This is a genomic window from Burkholderia sp. FERM BP-3421 (assembly GCF_028657905.1).
In the GTDB taxonomy this organism is placed as follows: Bacteria; Pseudomonadota; Gammaproteobacteria; order Burkholderiales; family Burkholderiaceae; genus Burkholderia.
On record NZ_CP117782.1, the window covers coordinates 576,105 to 599,779 of the forward strand.

Here is a 23,675-nt window from a genome sequence, read left to right on the forward strand (position 1 = left end):
CAGTGCGCTCATCATCGCTTGGGCCGCGTCGTGTTCGGACGCATGTTCATCCGAGAATGCTTGGGCAGGTGCGACGACATAGGCGACCAGACGTTTGTCCGCATCGGAACCCGCGGCGACGACCACGGCTTCGCGCACGGCCTCATGGTCGACGAGGCGCGCTTCGATTTCACCGAGTTCGATGCGGAAGCCGCGGATCTTGACCTGATGATCGGTCCGGCCGAGGTATTCGATCTGACCGTCATGCCGCCAGCGTGCGAGATCGCCGGAGCGGTACATGCGTTCGCCCGAGGTGAACGGGTTCGCAACGAAGCGTTCGGAGGTGAGCGAGAAGCGGTTCAGATAGCCACGGGCGAGGCCCACGCCGGCGAGGTACAACTCGCCGGGCACACCCGGCGGCACGGGACGAAGCGCCTCATCGAGGATGTAAAGCTGGAGATTCCAGATCGGTGCGCCGATGGGTGCGGCGTTGCCAATCACCTCATCAGAACGATAAGCCCAGTAGGAGACGTCGACGGCGGCCTCGGTCGGGCCGTAAAGGTTGTGCAGCGGCGTGCCGAGAGTGGCATGAGCGCGCTTGGCGAGATCGGCGGAGAGGGCTTCACCGCTGCAGACGATACGGCGCAGCGTGTTTCCGCATTGAGCGGCGTCAGGCTCAAGCAGGAATGCTTCGAGCATGGAAGGCACGAAGTGCGCGGTGGTGATGCGTTGCTGCTGAATGAGCGTAGCGAGATAGGCGGGATCGCGATGTCCATCAGGACGAGCAAAGACGATGCGGGCACCGGCGATCAGCGGCCAGAAGAATTCCCAGACGGAAACGTCGAAGCTGGAAGGTGTTTTCTGAAGCACCGCGTCATCGCCCTGGAGTTGATAGGCGTGCTGCATCCAGAGCAGCCGGTTGACGATCCCGGCATGGGTATTGGCAGCGCCCTTGGGAGTCCCTGTCGACCCCGAGGTATAGATCACATAGGCGGGATGCAGTACCGAAAGCGGCGCGACGCGAGCACGGTTGTCGAGGTTATGGTCGGGCTGCGTGTCCAACTGCGCGAGAAGGGCGTCTCCATCGATCTGCAAGACAGGAATCGATCCGGTTTCGGGCAGCAGGGCGAGCACGTCGCCGCGCGAGATGAGTGCGGCGGGCTTGGCGTCGCGAAGCATGAAGGCGAGGCGTTCGGCGGGATAGTCGGTATCGAGCGGCAGATAAGCCGCCCCGGCCTTGACGACGGCGAGCAGCGAGACGATGAGATCGAGCGAACGCGGAATGGCGACGGCAACGACGGATTCCGGTCCGATCCCCGAGGCAACGAGCATGCGCGTCAGCTGATTGGCGCGGGCGTTGAGCTGCCGGTACGTCAACGCCTGATCGTCGAACACGGCGGCAATCGCGTCAGGCGATTTTTCGACCTGTTGTTCGACCAGCGCTTCCAGCGTCGTTTCTGGCAGCGCCTGGCTGGTGTTGTTCCATTCCCCAAGAACCAATTGGCGTTCTTGCTTGGAGAGGATGTCGATACGGTTCAGCGGTATAGCGGCTGATGTTTCGACAAACGCCTTGAGCATGGCGACGAGATAGCCGGCATGACGTTCGATCGTGGTCCGATCGAAGAGTGCGGTCGCGTAGTGGATGACACCGAGGATCTGGCCATCGGCCTCACCCATATTGAGTTCAAGGTCGAACTTGATGATCTGATGCTCGACCGGAACCAGCGTGGTAACGACGCCGGGCAACTGCCAGTTGCCGACCTCATTGTTCTGCCAGGAGAACATGACCTGGAAGAGCGGAGTGTGATCGAGGTGTCGTTGCGGTTGGACGATTTCGACGACCTGTTCGAAAGGCAGGTCCTGATGTTGCTGGGCATCGAGCGCGACGCGGCGGACACGCTGGACGAGTTCGGCGGGCGAAGGCAGGCCGTCGAGATCGATGCGCAGCGCGAGGGTGTTGACGAAGAAGCCGACGAGCGGTTCGATCTCGGCGTGTCCGCGATTGGCGGAAGGCGAGCCGATGACGATGTCGGATTGTCCGGAGAGGCGGGAGAGGACAGCGCTCCATGCGGCAAGGACAGTCATGAAGAGCGTGGCCTGCTGCTGTTGCGAGAACTGCCGCAGCGCGCGGGTGAGTTCGGCATCGATATGCAGGGGAACGGTTGCACCGGCATAGGACTGCTGGGGCGGGCGGGGCCGGTCGATGGGGAGTTCTATGCGAACAGGCGCGCCGGCGAGGTTGCTGCGCCAGAACTCGCTTTGCTCGGCGAGCCGTTCGCCGGCGAGCCATTGACGCTGCCATGCGGCGTAGTCGGGGTACTGGATGGCGAGGGCGGGCAGGTTGGCGGGTCGGTTCTCGACAGCGGCGGCGTAGAGCGCGCTGAGTTCGCCAAGCAGAATGCCAAAAGACCAGCCGTCGGAGACGATGTGGTGCTGGGTGAGCAGGAACTGATGATGATGCGCGTTGAAGCGGATCAGGCGGGCGCGAATGAGCGGGCCGTGTTCGAGGTCGAACGGTGTTTGAGCTTCCTCGTGTTGCAGGCGGAGGGCCTGTTCTTCGACATTGTCTCCGGACAAGACGTGCTGGCGAAGCGGCACACCTGACCCGGCGGGGAGCAGTTGGACCTGTGGTTGCCCGTCGACGGAGACGAATACGGAACGCAAGGCTTCATGCCGGTCGAAGAGTGCGTTAAGCGCGTCATGCCATGCATGCGTATCGAGTTCGCCATGAAGATCGATGGCGAAGGGGATGTTGTAGGCGTGGCTGCCCGGATCGAGTTGAGCGAGGAACCAGAGGCGCTGCTGGGCGAATGAAAGCGGCAGAGGCTGATCGCGGGACACCGATTCGATGGTGGGCAGGTCGAGGGATGCGGTGCGAAGCTGTTGAGAAACGACGTCGGCGAATGCGGCGAGAGAAGGTGCGGCGAAGAGGGAGGCGAGCGGCAGGTTTGCGCCGATCGCGGCGATACGGCTCATGAGACGGACGGCGAGAAGCGAGTGGCCGCCAAGAGCAAAGAAGCTGTCGTGGCGGCTGACGCGTTCGATGCCGAGCAGTTCGCTCCAGATGCCGGCGATAGTCGTTTCCACTTCACCCAATGGCGCCTCGTAATCTTGTCGAACAAAGGCATCCTGATCAGGAGCAGGGAGTGCCTTGCGATCGAGCTTGCCGTTAGGGGTGAGCGGGAAGGTATCGAGCCGCACGAAGGCAGCGGGCACCATGTAGTCGGGCAGACGTGCGGCCAGATAGGTTTTCAGTTGGCTGGCGACGGACGGATCTGTGCTTTCGTCGGGCGTATCTTCCCCGCCGAAGGCGGCAGCTTCCGCGACGACGTAAGCGACCAGTCGCAAGTCGCTGTCCTGGCCCAGCGCCAGAACGGCGGCTTCGCGGATCTCCGGATGCTCGGCAAGCCGTGATTCGATTTCGCCGAGTTCGATGCGGAAGCCACGAATCTTGACCTGATGGTCGTTGCGACCGAGGAATTCGAGGTTACCGTCGGGCAGATAGCGTGCGAGGTCGCCGGTTTTATAAAGACGAGCGCCGGGCCGATTACTGAACGGGTCGTCGATGAAGCGTTCGCTGGTGAGGTCCGGTCGGTTCAGATAACCGCGTGCGACACCGGCCCCACCGACATACAGTTCACCAGCGACACCGAGCGGGACGGGGCGAAGGTGAGCATCGAGCAGGTACGCGGTGGCGTTGTGAATCGGTCGGCCGATATGCGGGACCTCGGCATCGACGGGCAACACGCCAGAGGTTGCCACGACGGTTGCTTCAGTCGGGCCATAGTTGTTGACCAGGGTGAGGCCATCGGGAAGCGCCTCGACACCCCCCGGGAAACGTTCACCGCCGATGAGCAGATAGCGGAGATTGGGCGGTAACTGCTTGCGGTCGATCGCCATGACGGCGAGCGAGGTGACGAGGAAGGAGACGTCGAGTTGCTGCTGTTGCCACCAATCGAGCAGGGCGATTGGATCGCGAGCGGCATGCACCGGAGGCAGGACGAGGGTGCCGCCGGAGAGGAGGCTGGGCCAGAGTTCCCAGGTGGTGGCATCGAACGCCACGCCGGCCGTCATGGCCGAAGCCGATCCGGACCGAAGCGCGAAGGCATCGATATGCCAGTAACAGAGGTTGACCAGATTGTGATGTTCGACCATCACGCCCTTGGGCACACCGGTAGACCCCGAGGTATAGATCACATAGGCCAGATTCCGGTCGCTCAGCCCATCGACCACCGGGTTGGTCGTCGGATAAGCGGAAAGCTTGAGCAGGATGTTGAGTTCGGAAGCTTGCCCGGCATGGAGGACGATACTTTCGTCGACCAGCGCCTCATTGGGATCGAGGACAGCCCGGTTGGCGAGCGGCGCATCGCCGATAGCGGCGATGCCGGCGGTATCTGCGAGGACGATAGCAGGATTGGCGTCATCGAGAATGTGCGCGAGCCGGTCAGCGGGGTAGGCGGGATCGAGCGGGAGATAAGCCGCCCCGGCTTTAAGAATCGCGAGTACGCCAACAATCATGGCGGGCGCGCGCTCGACACAAACAGCAACCGGCATATCCAGGCCAGCGCCAAGCTCGATCAAATGATGCGCGAGCCGATTGGCGCGCGCATTCAACTCGCCATAACTGAGCGTGGTGTCTCCAAACCGCACGGCGATAGCCAATGGCATCTGTTCGGCGCGCTCCTCCACCAATCGATGCGTACAGATTTGGGTGGGATAGTCGCGCCGTGTCTGGTTCCATGTTTCGAGCAGCTGCGTGCGCTCGTGGTTTCCGAGGATCTCGATCTGAGCCGTCGACGTTGCCTGCTCATGAACAAACGCCCTGAGCATGGCGACGAGATAGCCGGCATGACGTTCGATGGTGGTCTGCTCGAAGAGCGCGGTCGCGTAGTTGATGACACCGACGATCTGGCCATCGACCTCGTTCAAATTGAGTTCGAGGTCGAACTTGACGATCCGGTGCTCGATCGAAACCGGCGCGGCGGTGATACCAGGCAACTGCCAGTTGCCGATCTCGTTGTTCTGCCAGGCGAACATCACCTGGAAGAGCGGGGTGTGATCGAGGTGCCTTGGCGGTTGGGCGATTTCGACGACCTGTTCGAAAGGCAGGTCCTGATGTTGCTGGGCATCGAGCGCGATGCGGCGGACGCGCTGGACGAGTTCGGCGGGCGAAGGCAGACCATCGAGATCGATGCGCAGCGCGAGGGTGTTGACGAAGAAGCCGACGAGCGGTTCGATCTCGGCGCGCCCGCGATTGGCGGAAGGTGAGCCGATGACGATGTCGGATTGTCCGGAGAGCCGGGAGAGGACAGCGCTCCACGCGGCGAGGACAGTCATGAAGAGCGTGGCCTGCTGCTGTTGCGAGAACTGCCGCAGCGCGCGGGTGAGTTCGGCATCGATATGCAGAGGAACGGTTGCACCGGCATAGGACTGCTGAGACGGGCGGGGCCGGTCGGTGGGGAGTTCGATGCGAACAGGCGCGCCGGCGAGGGCGTTGCGCCAGAACTCGCTTTGCTCGGCAAGCCGTTCGCCGGCGAGCCATTGACGCTGCCATGCGGCGTAGTCGGGGTACTGGATGGCGAGGGCGGGCAGGTCGGCGGGTCGGTTCTCGACAGCGGCGGCGTAGAGCGCGCTGAGTTCGCCAAGCAGAATGCCAAAAGACCAGCCGTCGGAGACGATGTGGTGCTGGGTGAGCAGGAACTGGTGATGGTGCGCGTTGAAGCGGATCAATCTGGCGCGAATGAGCGGACCGTGTTCGAGGTCGAACGGGGTCCGGGCTTCCTCGTGTTGCAGGCGGAGAGCCTGTTGCGCTTGTTCATCGATATTGTCTCCAGACAGGACGTGATGGCGAAGCGGCACACCTGACCCGGCGGGGAGCAGTTGGACCTGCGGTTGCCCGTCGACGGAGACGAATACGGAACGCAAGGCTTCGTGCCGGTCGAAGAGTGCGTTAAGCGCGTCATGCCATGCGTGCGTATCGAGTTCACCGTGCAGATCGATGGCGAAGGGGATGTTGTAGGCGTGACTGTTCGGATCGAGTTGAGCGAGGAACCAGAGACGCTGCTGGGCGAATGAAAGCGGCAAAGGCTGATCGCGGGACACCGATTCGATGGCGGGCAGGTCGAGGGGTGCGGTGCGAAGCTGTTGAGAAACGACGTCGGCGAATGCGGCGAGAGAAGGTGCGGCGAAGAGGGAGGCGAGCGGCAGGTTTGCACCGATCGCGGCGACGCGGCTCATGAGACGGACGGCGAGAAGCGAGTGACCGCCAAGAGCGAAGAAGCTGTCGTGACGGCTGACGCGTTCGATGCCGAGCAGTTCGCTCCAGATGCCGGCGATAGTCGTTTCCACTTCACCCGACGGTGCTTCGTAATCCTGTCGGACGAAGGCATCCTGGTCGGGGGCAGGGAGCGCCTTGCGATCGAGCTTGCCATTGGGGGTGAGCGGGAAGGCGTCGAGACGAACGAAGGCAGCCGGGACCATGTAGTCGGGCAGACGCTCTGCCAGATAGATTCTCAGTTGGCTGGCGATGGCCCGATCAACGGACGCATCTTCCCCGTCGATCCGATCGCTGACGTTTTCGCCGAACGCATCTTCCCTGTCGAATGCGGTAGTTTCCGCGACAACGTAAGCGACCAGTCTCAAGTCGCTGTCCTGACCCAGTGCCAGAACGGCGGCTTCACGGATCTCCGGATGTTCGGCAAGCCGCGACTCGATTTCGCCGAGTTCGATACGGAAGCCACGAATCTTGACCTGATGGTCGTTACGGCCGAGGAATTCGAGGTTACCGTCGGGCAGATAGCGTGCGAGGTCGCCGGTTTTATAAAGACGAGCGCCGGGCCGATTGCTGAACGGATCGTCGATAAAGCGTTCGCTGGTAAGGTCCGGTCGGTTCAGATAGCCGCGCGCGACACCGGCCCCACCGACATAGAGTTCACCGACAACGCCGAGCGGGACGGGGCGCAAATGCGCATCGAGCAGGTACGCGGTGGCGTTGTGAATCGGTCGGCCGATATGCGGGACCTCGGCATCGATAGGCAACACACCGGAAGTTGCCACGACGGTGGCTTCAGTCGGGCCATAGTTGTTGACCAGCGTGAGGCCGTCAGGCAATGCATTAACACCTCCCGGGAAACGTTCTCCGCCGATGAGCAGATAGCGGAGATTGGGCGGTAACTGCTTGCGATCGATCGCCATGACGGCGAGCGAGGTGACGAGGAAGGAGACGTCGAGTTGCTGCTGCTGCCACCAGTCGAGCAGGGCAATCGGATCGCGAGCGGCATGCACCGGAGGCAGGACGAGGGTGCCGCCGGAGAGGAGGCTGGGCCAGAGTTCCCAGGTGGTGGCGTCGAACGCCACGCCGGCCGTCATGGCCGAAGCCGATCCGGACCGAAGCGGGAAGGCATCGATATGCCAGTAACAGAGGTTGACCAGATTGTGATGTTCGACCATCACGCCCTTGGGCACACCGGTAGACCCCGAGGTATAGATCACATAGGCCAGATTCCGGTCGCTCAGCCCATCGACCACCGGGTTGGTCGTCGGATAAGCGGAAAGCTTGAGCAGGATGTTGAGTTCGGAAGCTTGCCCGGCATGGAGGACGATACTTTCGTCGACCAGCGCTTCATTGGGATCGAGGACAGCCCGGTTGGCGAGCGGCGCATCGCCTATAGCAGCGAGGCCAGCGGTATCTGCGAGGACGATAGCAGGATTGGCGTCATCGAGAATGTGCGCGAGCCGGTCAGCGGGGTAGGCGGGATCGAGCGGGAGATAAGCCGCTCCGGCTTTAAGAATCGCGAGTACGCCAACAATCATGGCGGGCGTGCGCTCAACACACACCGCGACGGGCGTATCCAGGCCAGCGCCAACTTCGATCAAATGATGGGCGAGCCGATTGGCGCGCGCATTCAACTCGCCATAACTGAGCGCGACATCTCCGAACCACACGGCGATAGCCGAAGGCGTCCGTTCAGCCTGCTGCTCGACCAAGCGCTGCACGGTGGCGCCAGTCGGATAATCGTGCCGGGTTTCATTCCACACGGTACACAACAGCGCGTGCTCTTCCGGAGGCATAACCTCGATCTGCCGAACCGAGATCGTGGACTTCGCTTCGATCGCGTCGGCAATGCTCTCCAGCGCCTGGGTCATATACCCGCAGATACGCGCGGCATCGAGCGTTTCAGCTACCTGCAAGGTGAGCCCGAGCGCGTTTCCGTAATCTTCCACGGACATCACCAACGGGTAGTTGGTGCGCTCTTGCGCGTTGAGGACTTCGACACCACCCAGCGGTGCATGTTCGGTTGTCAGGGCGGCATTATGTCGGTAATTGAGCAGCGTACTGAAGAGCGGTGATCCGGCGGGAACGCTGCTGCACCGTTGCGCGAGGGCAAGCGATGCATGCTCATGCGCGAGCAGATCGGCGAGCCGAGCGTGCGCGGTGCGTATCCCGGCTTCGATGGATGAGTCGTCGAAGTCGAGGCGAATCGGCAAGGTGTTGATGAACAGGCCCATGGTTCGGTCGGCGCCGTCGCCGGCCTGCATGCGGCCGAACAGCACGGTGCCGAACACGACGCTATCCCTGCCGCTGGTACGCGCGAGCACCTGCGCCCAGGCGAGATGGAAGAGGCTTGCGAGGCTGACTCCCAGATGCTTGGCGTGCGCGCGCAAACGGTCGTTGATGGCACTGGACAACGCGACATGCGCTTCGTTGATTTGCGATCCGTCGCGATGGACTTCGGCGAGACCAAACGGCAGGGTCGGCTCATCGATGTCGCGCAGCATTGTGCTGAAGAAGCGCACATGCGCCTCCTCGCTGATGCCAAGGCGGGCCTGTGCGATGAGATTCCGGAACGGCAGCGGTTGAGACAGGGCCTCGCCTTGGCCGGCAAGCAGGATCTGCACTTCGGCATTCATCGTTTCGAGCGTCGAGTGATCGCCGATCAGATGATGGAGTTGGTGCTGGAGAATCCAGCGGCCGTCGGTGTCCTCGGCGATCGCGAAGCGCAGCAACGGGGCGCGGGTCAGGTCGATGCGGTGATGACGTGGGTCGAAGCGCGCGGTCAGTTGCGTGGCGGTCGGACCATTGATCGGATCGAAGCGGCATTCCTCGACGGACAGTCGTGCATTGCGCCAGACGACCTGAGCCGGTATCGAAAGACCTTCCCAGACGAGCGCGGTTCGGAGGATGTCGTGGCGGTCGACAACCTGTTGAACGGCCGTGAGATAGCGGTCGAGGAGTGGACGGTTGTCGAAGGCGGCTTGTATCGACAGCAGGTACGGGTCGCCTTCGGTAGACATCAGGTGGTGGAACAGGATGCCGTCTTGCAGCGGGGAGAGGGCATAGATGTCCTGGATGTTGGCGATGCCGCCGGGGACCTGGGCGACGATGCGATCGATGTCGGCCTGGGTGAGGTCGATGAGGGGCAGCAGGTCCGGGGTGATCGCGGTGGTTTCAGGGGTGATGTGGTTGGCCGGGACTTCGATCTCGCGGTGCTGGCCGAGTGTCTGGGCGAGCGCGACGACCGTAGGCGTGCGGAACAGATCGCGGATCGACAGGCTGAGGCCACGCTGGCGCATGCGTTCGATGAGTTTGACGGCGAGGAGCGAGTGACCGCCGAGAGCGAAGAAGCTGTCGTGGCGGCTGACCTTGTCGATACCGAGGAGGTCGCTCCAGATGTCGGCGATAGTCGTTTCCACTTCACCCGATGGTGCTTCGTAATCCTGTCGGACGAAGGCTTCCTGGTCGGGGGCAGGGAGTGCCTTGCGATCGAGCTTGCCGTTGGGGGTGAGCGGGAACGCATCGAGGCGGATGAACGCTGCGGGCACCATGTGCTCGGGCAGACGTTCGGCGAGGTGCGCGCGCAGTGCGCTCATCATTGCTTGCGCGGCTTCCTGTTGCGAGTCAGCGAATGCGTGCGCGGGGGCGACGACATAGGCGACCAGACGTTTGCCCGCATCGGAACCCGCGGCGACGACCACGGCTTCGCGCACGGCCTCATGGTCGACGAGGCGCGCTTCGATTTCACCGAGTTCGATGCGGAAGCCGCGGATCTTGACCTGATGGTCGGTCCGGCCGAGGTATTCGATCTGACCGTCATGCCGCCAGCGTGCGAGATCGCCGGAGCGATACATGCGTTCGCCCGAAGTGAACGGGTTCGCAACGAAGCGTTCGGAGGTGAGCGAGAAGCGGTTCAGATAGCCACGGGCGAGACCGGCGCCGGCGAGGTACAACTCGCCGGGCACACCCGGCGGCACGGGACGCAGCGCCTCATCGAGGATGTAAAGCTGGAGATTCCAGATCGGTGCACCGATGGGGGCGGCGTTGCCAATTACCTCGTCGGAACGATAAGCCCAGTAGGAGACGTCGACGGCGGCCTCGGTCGGGCCGTAAAGGTTGTGCAGCGGCGTGCCGAGAGTGGCATGAGCGCGCTTGGCGAGATCGGCGGAGAGGGCTTCACCGCTGCAGACGATACGGCGCAGCGTGTTTCCGCATTGAGCGGCGTCAGGCTCAAGCAGGAATGCTTCGAGCATGGAAGGCACGAAGTGCGCGGTGGTGATGCGTTGTTGCTGAATGAGTTCGGCGAGATAGGCGGGATCGCGATGTCCATCAGGACGAGCAAAGACGATGCGGGCACCGGCGATCAGCGGCCAGAAGAATTCCCAGACGGAAACGTCGAAGCTGGAAGGTGTTTTCTGAAGTACCGCGTCATCGCTCTGGAGTTGATAGGCATGCTGCATCCAGAACAGCCGGTTGACGATCCCGGCATGGGTATTGGCAGCGCCCTTGGGAGTGCCTGTCGATCCCGAGGTATAGATCACATAGGCGGGATGCAACACCGAAAGCGGCGCACTCCGATCCCCGTCATCCAGATTCCGGTCGGATTGGCTACGCAGATGAGCCAGCCATTCCACGTCGTCGAGCAGCATGACTGGAGTGGCCCCGGCATCCGGCAGCTTGCGCGCGACGTCGCTGCGCGAGAGTAAAGCGGCAGGCTTGGCGTCGCCGAGCATGAAGGCGAGACGTTCGACCGGATAGTCGGTATCGAGCGGCAGATAAGCCGCCCCGGCCTTGACGACGGCGAGCAGCGAGACGATGAGATCGAGCGAACGCGGAATGGCGACGGCGACGACGGATTCCGGTCCGATCCCCGAGGCAACGAGCATGCGAGCCAGCTGATTGGCGCGCGCGTTGAGTTGCCGGTACGTCAACGCCTGGTCGTCGAACACGGCGGCAATCGCGTCAGGCGATTTTTCGACCTGCTGTTCGACCAGCGCTTCCAACGTCGTTTCAGGCAGTGCTTGTCTGGTGTTGTTCCATTCTCCAAGAACCAATTGACGTTCTTGTTTGGAGAGGATGTCGATACGGTTCAGCGGCATAAAGGCTGATGTATCGGCAAACGCCTTGAGCATGGCGACGAGATAGTCGGCATGGCGTTCGATCGTGGCCCGCTCGAAGAGCGCGGTAGCGTAGTTGATGACGCCGGCGATCTGGCCATCGACTTCACCCAAATCGAGTTCAAGGTCGAACTTGATGATCCGGTGCTCGATCGGAACCAGCGCGGAGGCGATACCGGGCAACTGCCAGTTGCCGACCTCATTGTTCTGCCAGGAGAACATGACCTGGAAGAGCGGGGTGTGATCGAGGTGTCGTGGCGGTTGGACGATTTCGACGACTTGCTCGAAAGGCAGGTCCTGATGTTGCTGGGCATCGAGCGCGACGTGGCGGACGCGCTGGACGAGTTCGGCAGGCGAAGGCAGACCATCGAGATCGATGCGCAGCGCGAGGGTGTTGACGAAGAAGCCGACGAGCGGTTCGATCTCGGCGCGCCCGCGATTGGCGGAAGGCGAGCCGATGACGATGTCGGATTGTCCGGAGAGCCGGGAGAGGACAGCGCTCCACGCGGCGAGGACAGTCATGAAGAGCGTGGCCTGCTGCTGTTGCGAGAACTGCCGCAGCGCGCGGGTGAGTTCGGCATCGATATGCAGGGGAACGGTTGCACCGGCATAGGACTGCTGGGGCGGGCGGGGCCGGTCGGTGGGGAGTTCTATGCGAACAGGCGCGCCGGCGAGGTTGCTGCGCCAGAACTCGCTTTGCTCGGCAAGCCGTTCGCCGGCGAGCCATTGACGCTGCCATGCGGCGTAGTCGGGGTACTGGATGGCGAGGGCGGGCAGGTCGGCGGGTCGGTTCTCGACAGCGGCGGCGTAGAGCGCGCTGAGTTCGCCAAGCAGAATGCCAAAGGACCAGCCGTCGGAGACGATGTGGTGCTGGGTGAGCAGGAACTGATGATGGTGCGCGTTGAAGCGGATCAGGCGGGCGCGAATGAGCGGACCGTGTTCGAGGTCGAACGGGGTCCGGGCTTCCTCGTGTTGCAGGCGGAGAGCCTGTTGCGCTTGTTCATCGATATTGTCTCCAGACAGGACGTGATGGCGAAGCGGCACACCTGACCCGGCGGGGAGCAGTTGGACCTGCGGTTGCCCGTCGACGGAGACGAATACGGAACGCAAGGCTTCGTGCCGGTCGAAGAGTGCGTTAAGCGCGTCATGCCATGCGTGCGTATCGAGTTCACCGTGCAGATCGATGGCGAAGGGGATGTTGTAGGCGTGACTGTTCGGATCGAGTTGAGCGAGGAACCAGAGACGCTGCTGGGCGAATGAAAGCGGCAGAGGCTGATCGCGGGACACCGATTCGATGGCGGGCAGGTCGAGAGGTGCGGTGTGAAGCTGTTGAGAAACGACGTCGGCGAATGCGGCGAGAGAAGGTGCGGCGAAGAGCGAAGCGAGCGGCAGGTTTGCGCCGATCGCGGCGACGCGGCTCATGAGACGGACGGCGAGGAGCGAGTGGCCGCCGAGGGCGAAGAAGCTGTCGTGGCGGCTGACGCGTTCGATGCCGAGCAGTTCGCTCCAGATGCCGGCGATAGTCGTTTCCACTTCACCCGACGGTGCTTCGTAATCTTGTCGGACGAAGGCATCCTGGTCGGGGGCAGGGAGCGCCTTGCGATCGAGCTTGCCGTTGGGGGTGAGCGGGAAGGCGTCGAGACGCACGAAGGCAGCGGGCACCATGTACTCGGGCAGACGTGCGGCCAGATAGGTTTTCAGTTGGCTGGCGACGGCTCGATCAACGGACGCATCTTTCCCGTTGATCCGATCGCTGACGTTTTCGCCGGACGCATCTTCCCTGTCGAATGCATTGGCATCGGCAACGACGTAAGCGACCAGCCGGAGATTGCCTTCGGTGCCATGAGTCAGAACAGCCGCTTCTCGAACACCGGTATGTTCGGCAAGCCGCGACTCGATTTCACCGAGTTCGATGCGGAAGCCACGGATCTTGACTTGATGATCGTTGCGACCGAGGAATTCGAGGTTGCCGTCGGGGAGGTAGCGCGCGAGGTCGCCGGTTTTATAAAGACGAGCGCCGGGCTGGTTGCTGAACGGATCGTCGATGAAGCGTTCGCTGGTGAGGTCGGGGCGGTTCAGATAGCCGCGAGCGACACCGGCCCCGCCGACATAGAGTTCACCGACAACGCCGAGCGGGACGGGACGCAAATGCGCATCGAGCAGGTACGCGGTGGCGTTGTGAATCGGTCGGCCGATATGCGGGACATCGGCATCGACAGGCAACACGCCAGAGGTTGCCACGACGGTGGCTTCAGTCGGGCCATAGTTGTTGACCAGCGTGAGGCCGTCAGGCAATGCATTAACGCCACCCGGGAAACGTTCACCGCCGATGAGCAGATAGCGGAGATTGGGCGGTAACTGCTTGCGGTCGATCGCCATGACGGCGAGCGAGGTGACGAGGAAGGAGACGTCGAGTTGCTGCTGTTGCCACCAGTCGAGCAGGGCAATCGGATCGCGAGCGGCATGTACCGGGGGCAGGACGAGGGCGCCGCCGGAGAGGAGGCTGGGCCAGAGTTCCCAGGTAGTGGCATCGAACGCCACGCCGGCCGTCATGGCCGAAGCCGATCCGGACCGAAGCGCGAAGGCATCGATATGCCAGTAACAGAGGTTGACCAGATTGTGATGTTCGACCATCACGCCCTTGGGCACACCGGTAGACCCCGAGGTATAGATCACATAGGCCAGATTCCGGTCGCTCAGCCCATCGACCACCGGGTTGGTCGTCGGATAAGCGGAAAGCTTGAGCAGGATGTTGAGTTCGGAAGCTTGCCCGGCATGGAGGACGATACTTTCGTCGACCAGCGCCTCATTGGGATCGAGGACAGCCCGGTTGGCGAGCGGCGCATCGCCGATAGCAGCGAGGCCGGCGGTATCTGCGAGGACGATAGCAGGATTGGCGTCATCGAGAATGTGCGCGAGCCGGTCAGCGGGGTAAGCGGGATCGAGCGGGAGATAAGCCGCCCCGGCTTTAAGAATCGCGAGTACTCCAACAATCATGGCGGGCGCGCGCTCGACACAAACAGCAACCGGCATATCCAGGCCAGCGCCAAGCTCGATCAAATGATGCGCGAGCCGATTGGCACGCGCATTCAACTCGCCATAACTGAGCGTGATATCACCGAACCGCACCGCAACAGCCGAAGGCGTGAGTTCGACCTGCTGCTCGACCAAGCGCTGCACGGTGGCGCCAGTCGGATAATCGTGCCGGGTTTCATTCCACACGGTACACAACAGCGCGTGCTCTTCCGGAGGCATAACCTCGATCTGTCGAACCGCGATCGTGGACTTCGCTTCGAGCGCGTCTGCAATGCTCTCCAGCGCCTGCGCCATATACCCGCAGATGCGCGCGCCATTGAGCGGTTCGACGACCTGGAGGGTCAGCCCGAGCGCTTCTCCGAAATCTTCGACGGAAAGCACGAGCGGATAATTGGTGCGCTCCTTTCCTTGCAGGAATTCGACACCTTCCAATGCAGCCTGCTCATCCGAGGTCGGTGTGTTATGACGGTAGTTCAGCAGCGAACTGAAGAGCGGTGACCCGGCCGGGACACCGCTACACCGTTGCGCAAGTGCAAGTGAGGCATGCTCGTGCGCGAGCAGATCGGCGAGACGCGCATGAGCAGCACGTATGCTGGCTTCGACCGATATGTGGTCGAGATCGATGCGAATCGGCAGGGTATTGATGAACAGGCCCATCGTGCGGTCCGCGCCGTCGCCGGCCTGCATGCGGCCGAACAACACGGTGCCGAACACGACGCGATTCTGACCGCTGGTGCGTGCGAGTACTTGTGCCCACGCAAGGTGACACAGGCTGGCGAGGCTCACGCCGGCGCGTTTGGCCTGCACGCGCAACCGATCATTCAATGCCTGCGGCAGCAGTCGATGCGCTTCGCGGACCCGGGTTCCGTCGCGATGAACTTCAGAAAGACCGAACGGATGGGTTGGTTCATCGAGGTCAGCGAGCATCGACGAGAAGAATCGCGCATGTTGTTCCTCAGTCATGCCGAGACGCGCCTGCGCAACCAGGTTGCGAAATGGTTGCGGCGGCGAAAGAGTGTGTTCGGGATCGCGGAGCTGAACCTGAATCTCGTTGAACAGAATATCGAGCGTCGAGTGATCGCCGATCAGGTGATGCATCTGCTGATGGAGGATCCAGCGACCATCGCTGTCCCGGGCGATCGCAATGCGGAGCAATGGCGCCTGGGACAGGTCGATCCGATGGTGATGAGGGTCGAAGCGTGCAGCGAACTGGTCGCTGACAGAACCCTCGGCCGGATTGAACGACAGTTCGTCGACGGTGAGTGATGCATGGCGTAAGACCACCTGGGCGGGGATGGACAAGCCTTCCCAGAAGAACGCGGTGCGCAGGATGTCATGCCGATCGACTACCTTCTGGACGGCGTCGAGAAAGCGGTCGAGCCGTGCTCGGCTGTCGAACGCCAGTTGCGCGACGAGCAGGTAGGGATCGCCCTCGGTGGCGAGCAGGTGGTGGAACAGGATGCCGTCCTGCAGCGGCGATAGCGCGTAGATGTCCTGGATGTTCGAGATACCGCCGGGGACATGGGCGACGATACGGTCGATGTCGGCCTGGGTGAGGTCGATGAGGGGCAGCAGATCGGGGGTGATCGCGGTGGTGTCCGCGGTGATGCGATTGGCCGGGACCTCGATCTCGCGGTGTTGGCCGAGGGTCTGGGCGAGGGCGACGAGGGTTGGTGCCTGGAACAGGTCGCGAACGGCGAGGCTGAGGCCGCGCTGGCGCATGCGCTCGATCAGCTTGACGGCGAGCAGTGAGTGGCCGCCGAGGGCAAAGAAGCTGTCGTGGCGGCTGACGCGTTCGATGCCGAGCAAGTCGCTCCAGATTTCGGCGAGAGTAGTTTCGATTTCGCCTTGCGGTGCCTCGTAATCCTGTCGGACGAAGGCATCCTGATCAGGCGCAGGGAGTGCCTTGCGATCGAGCTTGCCATTAGGGGTGAGCGGGAAGGCATCGAGACGGACGAAGGCAGCCGGGACCATGTACTCGGGCAGGCGTTCGGCCAGATAGATTCGCAGTTGGCTGGCGATGGCCCGGTCAATGGACGCATCTTCCCTGTCGAATGCATTGGCATTGGCAACGACATAAGCGACCAGCCGGAGATTGCCTTCGGTGCCATGAGTCAGAACAGCCGCTTCTCGAACACCGGTATGTTCGGCAAGCCGCGACTCGATTTCGCCGAGTTCGATACGGAAGCCACGAATCTTGACCTGATGGTCGTTACGGCCGAGGAATTCGAGGTTACCGTCGGGCAGATAGCGTGCGAGGTCGCCGGTTTTATAAAGACGAGCGCCGGGCCGATTGCTGAACGGATCGTCGATAAAGCGTTCGCTGGTAAGGTCCGGTCGGTTCAGATAGCCGCGCGCGACACCGGCCCCACCGACATAGAGTTCACCGACAACGCCGAGCGGGACGGGGCGCAAATGCGCATCGAGCAGGTACGCGGTGGCGTTGTGAATCGGCCGGCCGATATGCGGGACCTCGGCATCGATAGGCAACACACCGGAAGTTGCCACGACGGTGGCTTCAGTCGGGCCATAGTTGTTGACCAGCGTGAGGCCGTCAGGCAATGCATTAACACCTCCCGGGAAACGTTCACCGCCGATGAGCAGATAGCGGAGATTGGGCGGTAACTGCTTGCGATCGATCGCCATGACGGCGAGCGAGGTGACGAGGAAGGAGACGTCGAGTTGCTGCTGCTGCCACCAGTCGAGCAGGGCAATCGGATCGCGAGCGGCATGCACCGGAGGCAGGACGAGGGTGCCGCCGGAGAGGAGGCTGGGCCAGAGTTCCCAGGTGGTGGCATCGAACGCCACGCCGGCCGTCATGGCCGAAGCCGATCCGGACCGAAGCGCGAAGGCATCGATATGCCAGTAACAGAGGTTGACCAGATTGTGATGTTCGACCATCACGCCCTTGGGCACACCGGTAGACCCCGAGGTATAGATCACATAGGCCAGATTCCGGTCGTTCAGCCCATCGACCACCGGGTTGGTCGTCGGATAAGCGGAAAGCTTGAGCAGGATGTTGAGTTCGGAAGCTTGCCCGGCATGGAGGACGATACTTTCGTCGACAAGCGCCTCATTGGGATCGAGGACAGCCCGGTTGGCGAGCGGCGCATCGCCGATAGCAGCGAGGCCAGCGGTATCTGCGAGGACGATAGCAGGATTGGCGTCATCGAGAATGTGCGCGAGCCGGTCAGCGGGGTAGGCGGGATCGAGCGGGAGATAAGCCGCCCCGGCTTTAAGAATGGCGAGTACGCCAACAATCATGGCGGGCGCGCGCTCGACACAAACAGCAACCGGCATATCCAGGCGCGCGCCAAGCTCGATCAAATGATGCGCGAGCCGATTGGCACGCGCATTCAACTCGCCATAACTGAGCGCGACATCTCCAAACCGCACGGCGATAGCCAATGGCATCTGTTCGGCGCGCTCCTCCACCAATCGATGCGTACAGATTTGGGTGGGATAGTCGCGCCGTGTCTGGTTCCATGTTTCGAGCAGCTGCGTGCGCTCGTGGTTTCCGAGAATCTCGATCTGAGCCGTCGGCGTTGCCTGCTCAAGAACAAACGCATTGAGCATGGCGATGAGATAGCCGGCATGGCGTTCGATTGTGGTCCGATCGAAGAGTGCGGTCGCGTAGTTGATGACACCGACGATCTGGCCATCGGCCTCGCTCAGATTGAGTTCGAGGTCGAACTTGACGATCCGGTGCTCGATCGAAACCGGCGCGGCGGTGATACCAGGCAACTGCCAGTTGCCGATCTCGTTGTTCTGCCAGGCGAACATCACCTGGAAGAGCGGGGTGTGATCGAGGTGCCTTGGCGGTTGGGCGATTTCGACGACCTGTTCGAAAGGCAGGTCCTGATGTTGCTGGGCATCGAGCGCGATGCGGCGGACGCGCTGGACGAGTTCGGCGGGCGAAGGCAGACCATCGAGATCGATGCGCAGCGCGAGGGTGTTGACGAAGAAGCCGACGAGCGGTTCGATCTCGGCGCGCCCGCGATTGGCGGAAGGCGAGCCGATGACGATGTCGGCCTGTCCGGAGAGCCGTGAGAGGACAGCGCTCCACGCGGCAAGGACAGTCATGAAGAGCGTGGCCTGCTGCTGTTGCGAGAACTGCCGCAGCGCGCGGGTGAGTTCGGCATCGATATGCAGGGGAACGGTCGCGCCGGCATAGGACTGCTGGGGCGGGCGGGGCCGGTCGGTGGGGAGTTCTATGCGAACAGGCGCGCCGGCGAGGTTGCTGCGCCAGAACTCGCTTTGCTCGGCGAGCCGTTCGCCGGCGAGCCATTGACGCTGCCATGCGGCGTAGTCGGGGTACTGGATGGCGAGGGCGGGCAGGTCGGCGGGTCGGTTCTCGACAGCGGCGGCGTAGAGCGCGCTGAGTTCGCCAAGCAGAATGCCAAAAGACCAGCCGTCGGAGACGATGTGGTGCTGGGTGAGCAGGAACTGGTGATGGTGCGCGTTGAAGCGGATCAGACGGGCGCGAATGAGCGGACCGTGTTCGAGGTCGAACGGGGTTTGAGCTTCCTCGTGTTGCAGGTGGAGGGTCTGTTCTTCGACATTGCCTTCTGACAGGACGTGCTGGCGAAGCGGCACACCTGACCCGGCGGGGAGCAGTTGGACCTGTGGTTGCCCGTCGACGGAGACGAATACGGAGCGCAAGGCTTCATGCCGGTCGAAGAGTGCGTTAAGCGCGTCATGCCATGCGTGCGTATCGAGTTCGCCGTGCAGATCGATGGCGAAGGGGATGTTGTAGGCGTGGCTGCCCGGATCGAGTTGAGCGAGGAACCAGAGACGCTGCTGGGCGAAGGAGAGCGGCAGAGGCTGATCGCGGGACACCGATTCGATGGCGGGCAGGTCGAGAGGTGCGGTGCGAAGCTGTTGAGAAACGACGTCGGCGAATGCGGCGAGAGAAGGTGCGGCGAAGAGGGAGGCGAGCGGCAGGTTTGCGCCGATCGCGGCGATACGGCTCATGAGACGGACGGCGAGAAGCGAGTGACCGCCAAGAGCAAAGAAGCTGTCGTGGCGACTGACGCGTTCGATGCCGAGCAGTTCGCTCCAGATAGCGGCGATAGTCGTTTCCACCTCACCCAATGGCGCCTCGTAATCTTGTCGGACGAAGGCATCCTGATCGGGGGTAGGGAGTGCCTTGCGATCGAGCTTGCCGTTGGGGGTGAGCGGGAACGCGTCGAGACGAATGAATGCAGCGGGCACCATGTGCTCGGGCAGACGTTCGGCGAGGTGCGCGCGCAGCACGCTCATCATCGCTTGGGCGGCTTCCTGTTGTGAAGCGTGTTCGTCAGCGAATGCGTGCGCGGGGGCGACGACATAAGCAACCAGACGTTTGTCCGCATCGGAACCCGCGGCGACGACCACGGCCTCCCGTACAGCGTCATGGTCGACGAGGCGCGCTTCGATTTCACCGAGTTCGATGCGGAAGCCGCGGATCTTGACCTGATGATCGGTCCGGCCGAGGTATTCGATCTGACCGTCATGCCGCCAGCGTGCGAGATCGCCGGAACGATACATGCGTTCGCCCGGGGTGAACGGATTGGCGACGAAACGTTCGGAGGTGAGCGAGAAGCGGTTCAGATAGCCACGGGCGAGGCCCACACCGGCGAGATAGAGTTCACCAGGTACACCCGGCGGCACGGGACGAAGCGCCTCATCGAGGATGTAAAGCTGGAGATTCCAGATCGGTGCGCCGATGGGTGCGGCGTTGCCAATCACCTCCTCAGAACGATAAGCCCAGTAGGAGACGTCGACGGCGGCCTCGGTCGGGCCGTAAAGGTTGTGCAGCGGCGTGCCGAGAGTGGCATGAGCGCGCTTGGCGAGATCGGCGGAGAGGGCTTCACCGCTGCAGACGATACGGCGCAGCGTGTTTCCGCATTGAGCGGCGTCAGGCTCAAGCAGGAATGCTTCGAGCATGGAAGGCACGAAGTGCGCGGTGGTGATGCGTTGCTGCTGAATGAGCGTAGCGAGATAGGCGGGATCGCGATGTCCATCAGGACGAGCAAAGATGATGCGGGCACCGGCGATCAACGGCCAGAAGAATTCCCAGACGGAAACGTCGAAGCTGGAAGGTGTTTTCTGAAGTACCGCGTCATCGCTCTGGAGTTGATAGGCATGCTGCATCCAGAGCAGCCGGTTGACGATCCCGACATGGGTGTTGGCAGCGCCCTTGGGAGTCCCTGTCGACCCCGAGGTATAGATCACATATGCCGGATGCAGCACCGAAAGCGGCGCGACGCGAGCATGGTTGTCGAGGTTATGGTCGGGCTGCGTGTCCAACTGCGCGAGAAGGGCGTCTCCATCGATCTGCAAGACAGGAATCGATCCGGTTTCGGGCAGCAGGGCGAGCACGTCGCCGCGCGAGATGAGCGCGGCGGGCTTGGCGTCGCGAAGCATGAAGGCGAGGCGTTCGGCGGGATAGTCGGTATCGAGCGGCAGATAAGCCGCCCCGGCCTTGACGACGGCGAGCAGCGAAACGATGAGATCGAGCGAACGCGGAATGGCGACGGCAACGACGGATTCCGGCCCGATCCCCGAGGCAACGAGCATGCGCGCCAACTGATTGGCGCGTGCGTTGAGTTCCCGATAGCTGAGCGACTGATTCTCGAATACGGCTGCCACGGCATCAGCGGACTTCTCCGCTTGCTGCTCGACCAGCTCATGAAGCGTCACATGCGGTATTTCCTGCGTCGTGCTGTTCCACTCCTGTACGACAAGCTGACGTTCATCATCAGGCAACATATCGAGTAAGCGAACAGCGCGATTGGATCGATTGTCGAGCGCCTCGACGAGACTCTCGAGCGCCTGCGCCATATACCGACAGATGCGTTCCGCATCGATCGGTTGACTGACCTGGGCAATGAGCCCCAGCGCATTCCCATGATCATCGACGGAGAGCGTGATCGGATAATTCGTGCGTTCCTCGGCATGGAGAAATTCGATGCCTTCGATCGCATGCGAATCGTGCGTGGACGAATCGTTATGCCGATAGTTGAGCAGCGCACTGAAGAGCGGCGATCCGGCGGGGATGCTGCTGCACTGTTGGACGAGCGCGAGCGACGCATGCTCGTGTGCAAGCAGATCGGCAAGCCGGGTGTGAGCCTCACGGATGCCGACTTCGACCGATGCGTCGTCGAGATCGAGGCGGATCGGCAAGGTGTTGATGAAAAGTCCCATGGTGCGATCGGCGCCGTCGCCGGCCTGCATGCGACCGAACAACACGGTTCCGAACACGATGTGCTGGCGGCCGGTGGTACGGGCGAGGACCTGAGCCCAGGCGAGATGACACAGGCTCGCGAGGCTGACGCCGAGCCGTTTGGTTTGTGCACGCAGCCGGTTGTTCAACGCCGGAGGCAGAGTCAATTGGGCTTCGCTGATCTGCGATCCGTCGCGATGGACTTCCGCGAGGCCGAACGGCAGGGTAGGTTCATCGATCCCGGCCAGCATCGACTGGAAGAAGCGTGTGTGTTCCTCGGTCCTGATGCCCAGACGGATTTGCGCAATCAGATTGCGGAACGGCTGCGCTTCGGGAAGGTGCAGATCGGGATCGTGCAGCAGGGCTTGAACCTCCGCATTCAGTACATCGAGCGTGGAGTGGTCGCCGACCAGATGATGTAGGAGCAGCTGGAGAATCCAGCGGCCGTCGGTGTCCTCGGCGATCGCGAAGCGCAGCAACGGGGCGCGGGTCAGGTCGATGCGGTGATGACGTGGGTCGAAGCGCGCGGTCAGTTGCGTGGCGATCGGGCCATTGATCGGATCGAAGCGGCATTCCTCGACGGACAGTCGTGCATTGCGCCAGACGACCTGAGCCGGTATCGAAAGACCTTCCCAGACGAGCGCGGTTCGGAGGATGTCGTGGCGGTCGACAACCTGTTGAACGGCCGTGAGATAGCGGTCGAGGAGTGGACGGTTGTCGAAGGCGGCTTGTATCGACAGCAGGTACGGGTCGCCTTCGGTAGACATCAGGTGGTGGAACAGGATGCCGTCTTGCAGCGGGGAGAGGGCATAGATGTCCTGGATGTTGGCGATGCCGCCGGGGACCTGGGCGACGATGTGGTTGATGTCGGCCTGGGTGAGGTCGATGAGGGGCAGCAGGTCCGGGGTGATCGCGGTGGTTTCAGGGGTGATGCGGTTGGCCGGGACTTCGATCTCGCGGTGCTGGCCGAGGGTTCGGGCGAGCGCGACTAGGGTTGGGGTGCGGAACAGATCGCGGATCGACAGGCTGAGGCCACGCTGGCGCATGCGTTCGATCAGCTTGACGGCGAGGAGCGAGTGACCGCCGAGAGCGAAGAAGCTGTCGTGGCGACTGACCTTGTCGATACCGAGGAGTTCGCTCCAGATGTCGGCGATAGTCGTTTCCACTTCACCCGATGGTGCTTCGTAATCCTGTCGGACGAAGGCTTCCTGGTCGGGGGCAGGGAGTGCCTTGCGATCGAGCTTGCCGTTGGGGGTGAGCGGGAACGCGTCGAGACGAATGAATGCAGCGGGCACCATGTGCTCGGGCAGACGTTCGGCGAGATGGGCGCGCAGCACGCTCATCATCGCTTGGGCGGCTTCCTGTTGCGAAGCGTGTTCGTCAGAGAATGCGTGCGCGGGGGCGACGATATAAGCGACCAGGCGTTTGTCCGCATCGGAACCCGCGGCGACGACCACGGCTTCGCGCACGGCCTCATGGTCGACGAGGCGCGCCTCGATTTCACCGAGTTCGATGCGGAAACCGCGGATCTTGACCTGATGGTCGGTCCGGCCGAGGTATTCGATCTGACCGTCATGCCGCCAGCGTGCGAGATCGCCGGAGCGGTACATGCGTTCGCCCGAGGTGAACGGATTCGCAACGAAGCGTTCGGAGGTGAGCGAGAAGCGGTTCAGATAGCCACGGGCGAGGCCCGCGCCGGCGAGATAGAGTTCACCGGGTACACCCGGCGGCACGGGACGCAGCGCCTCATCGAGGATGTAAAGCTGGAGATTCCAGATCGGTGCACCGATGGGGGCGGCGTTGCCAATCACCTCGTCGGAACGATAAGCCCAGTAGGAAACGTCGACGGCGGCCTCGGTCGGGCCGTAAAGGTTGTGCAGCGGCGTGCCGAGAGTGGCATGAGCGCGCTTGGCGAGATCGGCGGAGAGGGCTTCACCGCTGCAGACGATACGGCGCAGCGTGTTTCCGCATTGAGCGGCGTCAGGCTCAAGCAGGAATGCTTCGAGCATGGAAGGCACGAAGTGCGCGGTGGTGATGCGTTGCTGCTGAATGAGCGTAGCGA

General features: G+C 62.4%; 1 protein-coding gene (only partly in view). It reads right to left on the reverse strand.

The whole window is internal to a non-ribosomal peptide synthase/polyketide synthase gene (locus Bsp3421_RS18700) on the reverse strand: the coding sequence, 59,889 nt in all, runs 20,961 nt past the left edge and 15,253 nt past the right edge, and what appears here is coding positions 15,254-38,928 (codon 5,085, partial, through codon 12,976, complete); reading right to left, the first codon wholly in view occupies positions 23,671-23,673. Both codon boundaries (start and stop) fall beyond the window edges.